This is a genomic window from Rhodopirellula sp. JB055 (assembly GCF_043100905.1).
Classification (GTDB): domain Bacteria; phylum Planctomycetota; class Planctomycetia; order Pirellulales; family Pirellulaceae; genus Rhodopirellula.
Genome location: NZ_JBICHO010000054.1, coordinates 1 through 13,656, shown reverse-complemented (window position 1 = coordinate 13,656; position 13,656 = coordinate 1). Strand labels below are relative to the sequence as shown.

At 57.7% G+C, this 13,656-nt stretch carries 11 protein-coding genes; 2 read left to right on the top strand and 9 right to left on the bottom strand.

Features of this window, described 5'->3' with window-relative positions; translation table 11 throughout:
- Positions 1 to 281: 281 nt before the first annotated feature.
- The 6 genes from ACF8AM_RS02105 to ACF8AM_RS02080 form a co-directional block, all read right to left on the bottom strand.
- Positions 282 to 1,808 carry a protein kinase gene (locus ACF8AM_RS02105; protein WP_392554051.1) on the bottom strand — a complete coding sequence of 509 codons (1,527 nt, stop codon included), beginning with the start codon at positions 1,806 to 1,808 and terminating at the stop codon, positions 282 to 284.
- Between the two features lie 7 nt (positions 1,809 to 1,815).
- Positions 1,816 to 2,451, bottom strand: coding sequence for an RNA polymerase sigma factor (locus ACF8AM_RS02100; RefSeq protein ID WP_392554050.1), 636 nt, complete (start codon positions 2,449 to 2,451; stop codon positions 1,816 to 1,818).
- A gap of 130 nt (positions 2,452 to 2,581) precedes the next feature.
- Positions 2,582 to 3,577, bottom strand: a complete 996-nt coding sequence (locus ACF8AM_RS02095) for an NAD-dependent epimerase/dehydratase family protein (RefSeq protein ID WP_392554049.1) — start codon at positions 3,575 to 3,577, stop codon at positions 2,582 to 2,584.
- 109 nt (positions 3,578 to 3,686) lie between these two features.
- Entirely contained in the window at positions 3,687 to 5,039 is a 1,353-nt protein-coding gene (accC, locus tag ACF8AM_RS02090) for an acetyl-CoA carboxylase biotin carboxylase subunit (protein WP_392554048.1), read from the bottom strand.
- Between the two features lie 3 nt (positions 5,040 to 5,042).
- Positions 5,043 to 5,549 (bottom strand): acetyl-CoA carboxylase biotin carboxyl carrier protein, encoded by a 507-nt coding sequence (gene accB / locus ACF8AM_RS02085; RefSeq protein WP_392554047.1) that lies wholly within the window; start codon positions 5,547 to 5,549, stop codon positions 5,043 to 5,045.
- Positions 5,550 to 5,642: 93 nt separating this feature from the next.
- Positions 5,643 to 6,749 (bottom strand): M24 family metallopeptidase, encoded by a 1,107-nt coding sequence (locus ACF8AM_RS02080; protein ID WP_392554046.1) that lies wholly within the window; start codon positions 6,747 to 6,749, stop codon positions 5,643 to 5,645.
- Positions 6,750 to 6,990: 241 nt separating this feature from the next.
- Here ACF8AM_RS02080 and alaS point away from each other — a divergent pair, with 241 nt between their 5' ends.
- Both alaS and ACF8AM_RS02070 read left to right on the top strand, forming a co-directional pair.
- A complete protein-coding gene (alaS, locus tag ACF8AM_RS02075; RefSeq protein WP_392554045.1) occupies positions 6,991 to 9,828 on the top strand; it encodes an alanine--tRNA ligase in 2,838 nt (945 codons plus the stop codon).
- Positions 9,829 to 9,894: 66 nt separating this feature from the next.
- A complete protein-coding gene (locus ACF8AM_RS02070) occupies positions 9,895 to 10,932 on the top strand; it encodes a nucleoside monophosphate kinase (RefSeq protein WP_392554044.1) in 1,038 nt (345 codons plus the stop codon).
- 186 nt (positions 10,933 to 11,118) lie between these two features.
- Here ACF8AM_RS02070 and ACF8AM_RS02065 read toward each other — a convergent pair whose 3' ends face one another.
- From ACF8AM_RS02065 to ACF8AM_RS02055, 3 genes are all read right to left on the bottom strand, one after another.
- Complete coding sequence (locus ACF8AM_RS02065) at positions 11,119 to 12,180, bottom strand: M42 family metallopeptidase (protein WP_392554043.1); 1,062 nt, start codon at positions 12,178 to 12,180, stop codon at positions 11,119 to 11,121.
- Between the two features lies 1 nt (position 12,181).
- The gene (locus ACF8AM_RS02060) at positions 12,182 to 12,610 is read right to left on the bottom strand and encodes a GNAT family N-acetyltransferase (RefSeq protein ID WP_392554066.1); all 429 of its coding nucleotides are present in this window, start codon (positions 12,608 to 12,610) and stop codon (positions 12,182 to 12,184) included.
- A gap of 284 nt (positions 12,611 to 12,894) precedes the next feature.
- A partial coding sequence (locus ACF8AM_RS02055; RefSeq protein WP_392554042.1) for a hypothetical protein occupies positions 12,895 to 13,656 on the bottom strand: 762 nt, incomplete at its 5' end.

The window sequence follows — 13,656 nt, the reverse complement described above, 5'->3', positions numbered from 1 at the left end:
GGGATATGCCTGACTTGAAAGGCCCGGTTCGCTTGCAATTGGCGCACGCGACTGCTGATACGGTAGATTGTTCGGTTGAGGATAAGAGTTCAGGCGTCGCTGTTGGTCCATCGATCGTGAATCCCGGTTTTGGGCCCAGGTTGAGGGCAGGGAAGTCCAGGACCAGACCAAGAATACGGCTGTGGGGACCGTCGATGTTGCGATGAATGCAGACTTCCAAATGCGGCTTCGTCGCTTGGGAAATGCCGGAGTCGGAACCGAATTCATTTGAGCTTCATCCTTCATTTCTGATCTCCATCGGTGAGGTCGGGATTGATTGTTGAATCAGTTCCTTCGAGTTGAATTGCCAGTCGCTCCAGCGAGAACTGAATCGAATTCAATTCTGCGTTGAAGTGAACGGCGTCCCAGTCGTCGGTGGTCGCAGTGGGGGCCGCGGGAGCGCTCGGTGGCATCGCGATCAACCGTCGTGAATGTTGGATGACGGTTGGCGGCGACTGTTCCTTGGGTGTGTTTTCTGGCGTGTGGTGGTTCCAGGTTGCGATGGCGACAACCATCGTCAGCAGGCCGGCCGTTGCAAGTGTCCAGCGAAGGAGACGTCGCGGGCGACGTTCTTCAAGCGATTCCGGGAGTTGATTGCCAGTTGGGGTGCGGACATGGGCGTTGACTTCACGAAGCAGCGAGACCGCCTCGTCTGCGGATCCAATCCGAAGCGTGAGGTCAGGTTCCATGAAGCGAGCGACCAAGTTGTCGAACCAACCAGGCATTCGTTCGTTGATGTCTTGAATGGGTTTGGCGCGTGTCTCGGTGATCTTTCGCAGGACTCCGAGAGGGGACTCGGCGCGGAAGGGCGGTCGTCCCGTTGCGAGCGAGTAGAGCAGGCTGCCCAAGCTGAACAGATCGCTGCGGGCGTCCAGGGATTCACCGCGAGCTTGTTCGGGGCTCATGTACTGGGGGGTGCCAGCGATCATGCCGCTGTTGGTCAGCGTGGCGTCATCGAGTGCTCGGGCGAGCCCAAAGTCGCTGATCAAGACGCGACCGTTGCCTTCTTCGATCAGAATATTCGCGGGTTTGATGTCTCGGTGAAGCACGCTGTTTTTATGTGCGGCTGACAAGCCTTCGGCGATTTGCAAGCCGATCCTGACGACTTCGGTCAGTTCCAGCGGGCCTTCGCGGTCCAGGCGTTGTTGCAGGTTTCCGCCGTCGATGCAGGGCATCACCAGGTAAGGTAATCGAGCGCTCGGAACGACGCTGTAGATCGGCACAATCGCAGGGTGCACGATCGCCGCGGCAGCTTGGGCCTCTCGCATGAAGCGTGTCCGCGCCGCACCAACGCCAGCGAGATGAGGGGACAGAACTTTGATTGCAACCGGTCGATTCAGTTCCGGGTCCATGCCTCGTAGCACGACGCCCATGCCGCCTTGTCCGACCACGCTGTAAATCGTGTATTGATCCAAGGTGCCAATGGCACGCGTGTCGTCGACGGCGCCGGCGCGTCGATCCTGCAGTGGTTGCAGCAGCGGACGGATCCAGTCCAACGATGCGTCGAAGGATCGCTGGGGCTGGGCCGGATCGTTTGGGGTTGGGCGTGCTGGTCGGCTGCTTTGGTCGATGAACGTGCTCTTGCTGAGAACTTCGACGGTTTCGTCCCACCACATCGGCTCGCCGGCAATTTCTCGCAATTGCGATCGGCAGTGTTCGCAATGGCTGAGGTGATACTCGATGCGATCCGCTTCGGGAGCCGGCAATCGCTCATCGAGCAATTCACGCAACTTGTCCATCTCAAAGTGTGGGTCTTGTTTGGCAATCATGATGCGATCAATCACTCAAACGTTGGTGGACAAGTTCACGAATCCGTTTGAGGATTCGGCACCTGGCGACATAGACCGACCCCTCGGTGATGCCCAGATCGGATGCAACCTCTGCGATGGATTGGGCTTCCACGGCGGTTCGCCAGAACGCGATCCAGTTCTTTTCGCCCGTTCGGGATCGCACTTTGCTGGCGGCCCAGCGAAACAACTGTTGCCGGTGATCGCGATCGAACTCGTGGGACAATTCCGCATCCTGTTGAATGCTGTCGATGCCTCGTTCGTTCGACGCAGCGGCGTCGATGATTCGGACGATGCTGCTGCCGCCGTTCAGTTCGCGGCGAGACTGAACGGATCTCAGTCGGTCGATGGTGGCATTTCGCGTGATTCGGCTGAGCCAACCGCGAAAGGATCCTTGGGCGGTCACGTCAAACCGCTCGATCGCACCGGCGACCGACATCAGAATCTCTTGCACAATCTCACGAGCGTCTGCGTCCTGCACGCCGCGCCGCTTGACCAAGCGGTAGATAACTGGCTCATAGATTGCGGAGAACTCGGCCCAGGCGAATTCATCCTTGGAATCACGCAGTCGCAAAAGCAGGCTTTCGCGAGTGGTTGGTTCGGCGGCGGTGGAATCAAAATCCAAAACGCAGTTCCAGGTAGGTGGACCGACTGTTCAAAGAGTCTCACGGATGTCCGAGCCAAATGTTGCGCCTAACTTTGGAAAAAGGCAAAAATCCTGGTGAGTGCGATTGAGAAAGATTCTGTGCCGAGCCTCATTGGTGGTGCTGGCGGATCCAGTTGGCCGCGTCGGTGAGGCTTTCTTCGAAGGGGCGGATTTTGTAGTCGAGTTCGCATTGGGCTCGCGAACTGTCGTAGTAGTGGTATTGGCTCGACATGCCCACCGCGGCGCTGTTGAAGTCAGCTTCGTGTGGCAGCAATTTGCCGGCGATGTCGCCTGCGAAGCCTGCGATCCAGCGCTGAGCTGGTCCGGCTCGCATGATGGGCTGGCGGGCTCCCATTGCCTTCGTCATCGCCTTCCAAAGTTCGAGATACCGCATGTTGTGACCGGCCAAAATGTACTGCCGGCCGGACGGGATTTCATTGGCGAGCAATTTTTCGGTGGCGCGGATGGTGGCGGCGGCCACGTCGCGGGAATCGCAGGTGCTGTTGCCTCCTGAGGGAGAAAGCGGACGCCAGGCTTTGCTGACTTCCAGCAGCATTCGCCCGCTGCTGGGTTTCCAATCCCAGGGACCGAGCATGAACCCCGGATGAACCAAGACGGCTTTCATGCCATCTTTCACACCTTGCAGGACGACTTCGTTTCCGGCTCGTTTGCTGAGGACGTAGCTGCACGGGATTTGCCCGCCGGCGTGGTCCAGCGGGGTGTCTTCGTTCGCCACGCCGTTGCGGTCCGCGATACCGAGCGTGTTGACGGTGCCAACGTGAACGAGTTTGCAATCGTGGTGCAGGCAGGCATCGACGATGGTTTGGGTGCCGTCGCGGTTGACGGCCATGCTGTCGTCGAGGCGTTTCCAACCCAGGTGGATCATGTCGGCGGAGTGAATGACCGCATCGCAGTCAGCCACCGCATTTTCGATCGCGGTTTTGTCCTGCAGATCGCCGTGAACGAACTGTGTGTGGATTCCATCGAAGACTTGCGAGTCGGGTTCGCCTCGTACCAACGCGATCAAGTCGTGACCGGCGCCCGACAGTTGGCGAAGGATCGTGTTGCCTAGCAAACCGGTGCCGCCAGTCACAAAGACTCGCATGGTTATTCCTTGGGAGTCAACGGAAGACAGAGTGGCAGAGTTTGAGCGGAACGGGGCAAGCCGTCCGGTGCCGTGGAACCGGGGCGTTGGCGCCCTGCCGCTAAAATTCTTAGGACGTTTGGCCTTTGTAGTTCCGGTCGACGAACTTGGTGTCCACCGTGCCGCTTACAAAGGCTTCGTTCTGCAGGATCCAGTTGTGGAATCCAACGGTCGTGGTGATCCCTTCGACCTGCAGTTCCTTCAGGGCACGAAGCATCGTCGCGATGGCTTGTTCTCGCGTAGGACGATGGACGATCAGTTTGCCGATCATCGAATCGTAGTAGGGCGGGACCATGTAGCCCGACTTCACGTGCGAATCGAAGCGGACTCCCATGCCACCGGGAACGAACATCGACTCAATCTTGCCGGGACACGGTTGGAAGTTCTTCGTTGGATCTTCCGCATTGAGACGGCATTCAATCGCGTGGCCCGAGCATGACAGTTCTTCTTGACGGAAGGACAGCGGCAGTCCCGCGGCAACGCGAATTTGTTCTTGGATCAAGTCGACGCCGGTGATCATTTCGGAGACCGGGTGTTCGACTTGGATCCGCGCGTTGACTTCGATGAAGTAGAAGTTGTAGTCCTTGTCGACGATGAACTCGACGGTTCCTGCGCCAGCGTAGTCCGCACCAGCGATCATTCGCACCGCTGCGTCGCAGATCGCTTCGCGGCGATCGGCGGGCAAGTCGGGGCTGGGGGCTTCTTCGACGAGTTTTTGGTGTCGCCGTTGGACGCTGCAGTCACGTTCGAACAGGTGGCAGACGTTGCCGTGCGCGTCCGCGATGACTTGGACTTCGATGTGACGCGGTTGCTGGATGAATTTTTCCAGGTACACGCCGCCGTTGCCGAAGGCCGCGATGGCTTCGTTGCGAGCCGCTTCAAGTTGGCTCTTGAGGACATCTTCGGTCTCGGCGACCCGCATGCCTTTGCCGCCACCACCGGCGGTGGCTTTGATCAGCACGGGGAACCCGATTTCTTTGGCGGTGTCGATGGCTCGGTCGAAGTCCGCGATCAACCCGTCACTGCCGGGAACCACCGGGACGTTTTGAGCGATCGCCATCGAGCGAGCGGTGTTCTTGTCGCCCAGTTTGTCCATCGCCGTCGGCGAAGGGCCGATGAATTCGAAGCCGCTGCTTCGGCATTGCTCGTTGAATTGAGCGTTTTCCGCCAAAAAGCCGTAGCCGGGGTGGATCGCATCGACGCCGGCGACTTCTGCCGTGGCGATGATGCGATCGATTTTCAGGTAGCTGTCTGCGCTGCGGCTGGTGCCGACGCAGTACGCGTGGTCCGCCAATTTGACGTGCATGGAGTCCTTGTCAGCTTCGCTGTAAACAGCGACCGACTCGATGCCCATTTCACGGCATGCGCGAATCACACGCAGCGCAATCTCGCCTCGGTTGGCGATCAAAATACGTTCGAACATGGATCAGCCGTCCACCTGGACGCGGAACAAAGGTTTGCCGAAATCAACGGGTTGTTGATCGCTGACGAGCACTTCGACGATTTTCCCACGGCATTCCGCTGGGATTTCGTTGAAGACCTTCATCGCTTCGACGATGCAGACCACGGTGTCATCGCTGACAGTGTCGCCGACTTTGACAAACGGCGGGGATTCCGGGTTGGCCTTGGAATAGAAGGTGCCCACCATCGGCGAATTGATCGTGATCGTGCCAGCGGTGTCAGCCGGGGCATCGCCACCGGAGGCAGCGGGAGCCGAGGCGGCTGCAGGAGCAGCGGGCGCGGCTGCCACGGGAGCTGCCGCAACGGGGGCAGGAATCATGGCTGGCGCCGTGCCGCCCCGCGTCAGTTTGATGCGATCATCGCCTTGTTGCAGGTCCACTTCGTTCAGTTCGTGTTGTTCCATCAACTCGACGATCTGGCGAATCCGATCGATGTCAAACACATCCCCGTCGTCGGGTGTTTCCGATTTCATACGAAGTCCGATACCTGCAAAGTCCAATGTTTTTCGAATCCAGAAGGGATCCGATTCACGCTAATTCAGAGTGAAGAATAAGTTCGCATCGTTTTACACAACAAGTCGACAATCATCGAGACCCTTCGGAAGGGTGCTCAGACGCTCAAATCCGTCGGCGGTCACCAGGATGTCATCCTCGATCCGAATTCCGAATTCGCCTTCGAAATACACGCCGGGTTCCACGGTGAGCACCATCCCCTCGCGGAGCACGTCAGTGGACATCGGTCCCATGCGTGGATCCTCGTGAATTTCCAAGCCAAAACTGTGTCCGAGGCCGTGTTTGAACGCGTCGCCCAAGCCCGCTTTTTGAAGCACGTTGCGAGCGGCTTGGTCGACTTCGATGGCTTCCACGCCATCGTGAATCGCAGAAATGGCGGCTTCTTGCGATTCCAAAACAGCCTGATAAGCGGCTTCAAATCGATCGGCAGTCGCGGATCGGATGTTCGGTTTATGCAGCGTTCGAGTCAGATCGCTGCAGTAGCCGTCGACGCGGGCCCCCCAGTCGATGAGCAGGGTCCGGCAATCCGCCAAAGCAAGGTCGTGTGGGTGATAATGGGGCAGGGCACCGTTGGGTTCCGCGCCCGCGATCACATCAAAGGCCACTCCGGAGGCACCCAGGCTTCGCATGGTGGCTTCTAATTCGTGAGCAATTTGCCGTTCCGTCATCTGCGGGGTCAGCTTGTTGGTGACGCTGAGAAAACTTCGCTCCGCGATCGCGATGGCTCGCCGGATCGTGGCCAGTTCGTCAGCGTCTTTAATCGACCGCAGCTTTTCGACGAGATTGCTGGTTTCGGTCCACTGAACCGATTCGATCTGTTCCTGCCACTGACGAAGCGTGGAAACTTGCACGTGATCGGCTTCGAATCCGATGGTTTTCAGCGACAAATCTCCCAAATATTCTGCCAGCAACGCCACCAAGGTTTGGCTGGGGGGACGGATGGCGCTTTCTAGATTCGGGCACTCGTCGGCAATTTGTGTTTCGTAGCGGCGGTCGGAAAACAACGTGGCTTGGCCGTCGGGGCGGACGAGCAACCAAGTGCTATCGCCGGTGAATCCGCTGAGATATCGCACGTTGACTTCGTTGCAGATCAATATCGCGTCCATCGGTTGGTCCGAGTTGGCGATGGATTGCACAAGTCGTTCAATACGCTGAGTCATGGAGTCGAAATCCGGTGGTTTGTTCGAGGCGTCAAGAGAATGGAAACGGCGGTCAGCGGTGGGGGCGTTCTCCGCGCGGCCGGACGGCAGGCAACGCTTTGGTTCGGCGGCAGGTATTGTGGGCTGAGAATCGGCACCTGTCACCCGTTGGGCATCGACTGATATCATGCCGACGATGGAATGCGAGCCCGATGGCTTCCTCCCCAATCCTTTCCCTTGTTCAACCCACCCGCACATCCCGATGAAAACTGACGAACTCCGCGAAAAATATCTGGCGTTCTTTGAAACCAAAGGTTGCGTCCGCCAACCCAGCGACGTGCTCGTTCCGGCTTGGGATCCATCGGTTTTGTTCACACCTGCGGGGATGAACCAATTCAAAGACCACTTCCTGGGAAAGGTCAAGCTGGATTTCACTCGCGCGACCACCTGCCAGAAATGCTTGCGGACCGGTGACATCGACAACGTCGGCCGGACCGCGTTCCACCACACTTTCTTCGAAATGCTGGGCAATTTTTCGTTCGGTGATTACTTCAAAGAAGAAGCCATCCACTGGGCGTGGGAATTTTTGACCGACAAGAAGTGGCTGGGCATCCCCAGCGAGCGACTGACGGTCACCGTTTACAAAGATGACGACGAAGCGTTCGGCATTTGGCACGACAAGATCGGCTTGCCAACCCAACGCATCACTCGGATGGACGAAGACGAGAATTTCTGGCCTGCGTCGGCACCCAGCGAAGGCCCGGACGGAGTCTGCGGTCCCTGCAGCGAAATCTATTACCAACTGGAAGACGGCAGCGACGTCGAAATTTGGAACTTGGTGTTCACCCAGTTCAATCGCGTCGGCACGCCTCCAGACAACCTGCATCCACTGCCCAGCAAGAACATTGACACCGGCATGGGGCTGGAACGAACCGCCAGCGTTCTGCAGGGAGTGCCAACCAATTTCCACATCGACAGTCTGTTCCCGATCGTCGAAGCGGCGTCGGAAGTCTGCGGCGTGAAGTATGAATACGAGAGCGATAACGGCAGACGCTTGCGTCGGATCACCGACCACGCACGAGCCAGCGTTTTCGCTGTTCATGAAAACGTGTATCCCGGCCCCAAAGACGCTCGGTCGGTCATTCGCCGCTTGATCCGTCGCGCGGTGCTGGACGGCTATCAGATGAATCTTCGCGAGCCGTTCTTGTACAAGTTGGTCGAAGCCGTTGCGGATGCATCCAAAGCCGCTTACCCAGAACTCGGCCAAACGACTCAGCGTGTCAGCGAAGCGATTGAATCGGAAGAGAAAGCGTTCTTCTCAACGATCGATGGCGGAATGAAACGTATCCATCGTTTGTTCGAAGAGATGAACGACGAAGCATCCGTGATGGTTCCCGGTGCCGAAGCCGCTGATTTGTTGACCACGTATGGCGTGCCGCCAGAGTTGGTTCAAACGTTGGCTGCCGAGCAGAATTTCACGTTCGATTGGTCGGGTTTTCGCGAAGCGATGGACAAACACGCTGACGAGAGCGATGGCGGACAACGTGTGCTGTTCCAAACCGGGCCGCTGGAAACGCTGAAAGAGGCTTTGCGAGAAACTCCGTTTGTCGGTTACGAACAAACGGAAGCCACCGCGGTCGTCAAAGGCATCATCACCGGCGATGGCAAAGGCAAGGGCGACGACGGACAACTGCTCAGTCATCTGGATCGAGCTGGTGACGCGGTCTTGCGATTGGTGCTCGATCACTCGCCGTTTTATGGTGAATCGGGTGGCCAAGTTGGCGACATCGGCGTGATCTTCAACGACAACTTTGAATTCGAAGTCATCGACACTCAGCGACACGCTTCGCTGATCGTCCACCACGGTCGCGTGATTCGTGGCAAGATAAACGAAGGCGAAACGTGCACGGCAAAAGTGGACGTTGAGAATCGCACGGCACTCGCTCGAGCCCACAGTGCGACTCACATTCTGCACCACGCTTTGCACACGCATGTTGGACGGCACGCCGAGCAGCAGGGCAGCAAGGTTGAACCGGATCGCTTGCGATTTGACTTCACCAACCCCAAAGCCATCGACGACGAGACGTTGGTCAAAATCGAACAAGACGTGCTGAGCATGGTTGGGAAAGGCGATGAAATTCGTTGGGATACAGTTTCGCTCGCCGATGCTCGCGAAGCCGGCGCGATGATGTTGTTTGGTGAAAAGTATCCCGACCCATGTCGCATGGTTTCGATGGGAACGTTCAGTCGTGAACTGTGTGGCGGGACCCACCTGACCAACACCAAACAAGTCGGTTCGTTTGAGGTCGTGGTCGAAGAAAGCGTTTCCACGGGAACTCGTCGAATCGAAGCATTGACGGGCGAGCGTGCCAAGGAACATCGCGAACAAACTCAAGCGTTGCTGAACGAGGTGGCTGGCAAACTGAATTGCGATCCTTCGGCTGCTGCTGCGGCCACGGTTGCGTTGATCGAAGAAGTTCGTCGGCTGAAGAAAGAACTGTCGTCGGGCAAAGCCGCCGACTATCCCGCCGAGTTCGTCTTTGATGCCAAGGCAGACAAGGCGGAAACGACGGACATCAGCGACTACAACGCGGTGCGTGCCGCGGTTCGTGGTTTGACTCGTCGTTTGAACGTCGCGATCACCGATGTCCTCGGCCGATTGGATTCGTTGCTGGCGGATCGATCGAAATTGGTCGAGCAACTCAAGCAAGTCACTGCGGGCGGAAAGATCTCGGCGGATGACTTGATCGCGGACGGAACCCAGGTGGGCGACACGTTGTTGATCGTTGCCGAAACGCCGGGCGCCAACCCGAACATCATGCGTGGTTGGATCGATCAAATTCGCAAAAAGAGCGACACGCCAACCGCGGTGCTGTTGGCTTCGGCGATGAACGGCAAAGTCATGTTGGTCGGCGGATTGAGCCGAGATTTGGTCGATCGCGGATTGAAAGCAGGTGACTGGGTCGGTGCTGCCGCCAAAGTGGTCGGTGGCAGCGGCGGTGGACGGCCGGACATGGCCCAAGCCGGTGGCAAAGACGCCAGCAAGTTGCCTGAAGCACTCCAGCAAGCTCGCGAAACGATGACCGAAAAGCTGGGCTGAGAGCATTCCTATTGCTCGCCTGAAACTGACCGCGTCGCCCAACGAATGTAGAAGGTTCTCCTCCTGATGACTGAATCGAACGAGTTGACTCCCAATACCCTCTACATCGAAGTGACCGGTGCAGGGCTTCCCGAAGTGGACGGGCTCTTTGTGCCCTCCACGGCGCCGCCTGCTGAGTCGGAATCAGGCACGGTTTCCAGTCCAGGCTATTGGAACGGCAAGATGGCCTGGGATCGTGCGGATGGCAAATCAGCGAGAAGTCCTGCGCTGTCGTATTCCAATACGTATCGCTCATGGAGGATTTGTCGGCTGGATGGGCATCTCGCTTATGACATCACTTGCGAAGATGAGTTGCCGCCGACGGATCGGCCTTGGCATGTCTACAAGAAAGGTGTCGCACCTGCACCCAAGATTGTGATCCATCACTGCGATCCGCGATTGCCATGCCCCAAACCCAACGTGGTGTTTGTGCTCGGCGGTCCTGGTGCTGGAAAAGGGACGATGTGCGAGTTGGCCGAGTCTCAACTGGGCTGGGTTCATCTGTCGACCGGCGATTTATTGCGTGCCGAACGCGAAGCCAATGGGCCGCATGCGGCGACCATTGAGGAGATCATCGCGGCGGGGAATTTGGTCCCCAGCACAATCGTGGTGAAGTTGCTTCGGGATGCAATGGAAAAGACAACGCGACTGACCGGCAATCGCAATTTCTTGCTGGACGGGTTTCCGAGATCCGAGTCCAACCTGGAAGCGTGGTACGAGGTGTTTGGCCGCGATTCAGAGTTGCCTAAGATGCTGTTCTTTGAATGCCCGTATGACGTTCTTGAGAAACGCGTTTTGGCACGCGCCAAGTACACTGGCCGGCAGGACGACAACCTTGAAAGTCTGAAGTCGAGGTTCGACACCTTTAAATCAGAAACGTTGCCGACGGTCGAGTTTTTCAAAAGCCAGGATCGGTGCGTTGAACTGGACACCAGCCAGGATCGGCAAGCGGTTTACAAACTTGTTTGTGAACAACTTTCCGAGCACACTGATTGTGAACTGGCAAAGAAACCGCTGTCCGAACGAGCCGAGATGCTGCTTGGATTGAGACCGTTCCCGAACTAGAACGGCGGCACAAAAGTTGAAGCGTTTGACACTCGTCTCGGTGGGGGGCCACCGAGCTGCAGGCTGGGATGATCGTCAACCTGTAGCACGGCGGTCTCCGCCGTGAGATATCTCTCGCTCAGGATCCATTCTCGCTCAGTGCAATCCATCCACCCGAATCGTCACAACTTCTTCAGCCCAGCTCGATCAACCGGGGATGAAATCGCATTCCGGTGTCAACGACTGAGCGAACAGCGTCAGCAGTTTCGCGATCGCTTCGATATCACCGAGGCTGATCGTTTCCACCGCCGAGTGCATGTAGCGGTTGGGGATGGCGACCAGTCCCGTCGCGACGCCGGAACCTGAAATTTGCAGCACGTTGGAATCGTTCGGAGCCGCTCGCCCGAGCGCTGCAGGTTGGTAGGCGATGTCGTTGTCATCTGCCAACTGCATCAATCGCTTGGCCACTTTGGCGTTGATGTTGGGGCCACGGAAAATCACTGGGCCGCCACCGATCTTGATGTCGCCTTGTTGTTGTTTGTCGATCGTCGGGCAGTCTGATGCATGCGTGACATCCACCGCGATCGCCACGTCGGGTTGAATGCGTCCAGCAGCGGTTCTGGCTCCGCGCAGTCCGATCTCTTCTTGCACGGTCGCGACGCTGTGCAGTTCACACTGCAACGCTTGATCGGCGGTGGCACAACGACGGGCCGTTTCGATCACCGTCCACATTCCAGTTTTGTTGTCCATGCCGGGGCCGCTGACCAAGTCGCCTAGCAACTCACGGTAGGCGAGGTTCAACGTCACGCAGTCACCGATGCGGACTTTCGATTTTGCTTCGTCACCATCTTTGGCTCCGATGTCCAGCCACATTTGTTCCAGTTTGACGACCTCGCCGCGTTCTTGCTGGGACAGCAGGTGAATTGGCTTGCGACTGATGACCGCGGAGACCGGACCATCGTCGGTCCACACCGTCATGGATTGCCCGATCAGTTGTTGTGGGTCCCAGCCACCGATCGTTTGCGCGTACAAGAAACCTTGATCGTCGATGTGTGAAATCAGCATGCCGATTTGGTCGCAGTGACCGGCCAACATCAATTTCGGGGCCCCGGCTTTGCCGACTCGAGCGGTCAGGTTGCCGTGCACGTCGATGGAGACTTCATCGCTGTGCGGTTTCAGGTATTCGCCGATCAGTTTTTGGATCGGTTCTTCGTAACCGGAAGGACTGGGCGTCAGAATCGATTGCTTGAAAAATTCGAGTGGTTGCATTTCAGTTGTCGTCGAAGTTGCGAGGACGGAGTTGGCAGAACAAGGCTTTCTTTTGGTCGGGCAACGAGTAATCGAAGCCACATGATTTGAGGAAATCTTCGGAGGAGCTGATTGCGAGAATTTCCATCACGCCGAGTGAGCGGGCTCGTTCGATGCAGTGACCGACCAGTTTGCGTCCCAAGCCCAAGCGTTGAGCCTCTGGATGCACGGCCAAGCATTGCAGTTCGGCCAGCTTGGGGCTGTAGACCTCGATCGCCGCAAAGCCGATGCAGCGTGGCTGGACCATGGCCACATAACCATGGCGAGTCAGTTCGATGATCTCGGCTTCCGTTCGAGAGAGCAGCAGGTGCTGCGAAACAAACGGACGCATCAAAGCGTGGATGGCTTGGGCGTCCAGTGGAGTGGCTTGCCGCACGGTGACTTCGTCCATCGACAGCGATACGCCGGGCGGTGAGACGGGGGGCGCGTTGACAATCGGGGCGGGATCGGGAGAGGGAGTGTCAGCCAAAGTGAGCGTCTTTCATGAACGAAGTTCCACCGGTACAGATGCGATCAGCACTCATCGAAAACCGAAGTTTAGCAAATGGTGGGCAGCCTTCGCGGGGGCATCCGCGATTCATGCCGTGTCCTGCGCTGGAAGGGCGGCAAGTTCGGCCCCAGCAAGCGTCAGCGGAGGCAAACCGGGGAGCCAATCTGCATGGCGTGAAAAGGGGCTCAGGATGAGGGGAGGTCATCGACCCGCAGCAGCAGAATGACGTGCTGGTCGTCTTGAAGGTGATCCGCATCACGAAGCATTTGACGAGCCAAACCGAACGTGGGTTCGGTTTCGTCAGGTTGGTAGACGGGAGCAATCAGGAGTGTCAGATGGGGATTCGCTGCCCACGACAAGTTCATTTCCGGCAGCTCCCAGGTCGAGCGTCCGGCGGCCAAGCGTGTCGCGGCTTCACTGCTGATGAAGCGTTGTTGCACCGAGCCGTGCTGGATTTCAGGACGGATGTCCAAGGTGACTTGACCTGGCCCGGGGCCCAAGGTTGGGGTGAGGGAAAGCGACATCTGAGGCGATTCCAGTGAACGTCCCGTCAGTTTTCCGTTCTCCTGGGCCAGCACCACGTGGGAACCGTCCAGCACCGGTGAGACCGGAAGTTCATGTCGTTGTGACGAACGCAGAGGAATGGTTTCCATGCCCGATGGGCTGCGGCCCAGCACCCCAGCGGTGGATAGCAACCGATTGATCGGGTCATCGTTCGCGGCCAGGTTGTCTTCCGTGGTCTCGGGAAGGGCTTCGGGAGTGGCGATCAAACCGATTCGAAATCCATTGGCCAACCAGGCTTCGCGAACTTTCGGTGGGAACGCGGTTTCGTCGACATGCTGCCAAAGCGATTCGTCGAGGTCTTGCGTGTTGACGTGGCGAAAGTCCGCCTGCAACGAAATCGTTTTGCGACTCTTGTGAGTGAGTTTGGAAACCTGAGTGTGTTT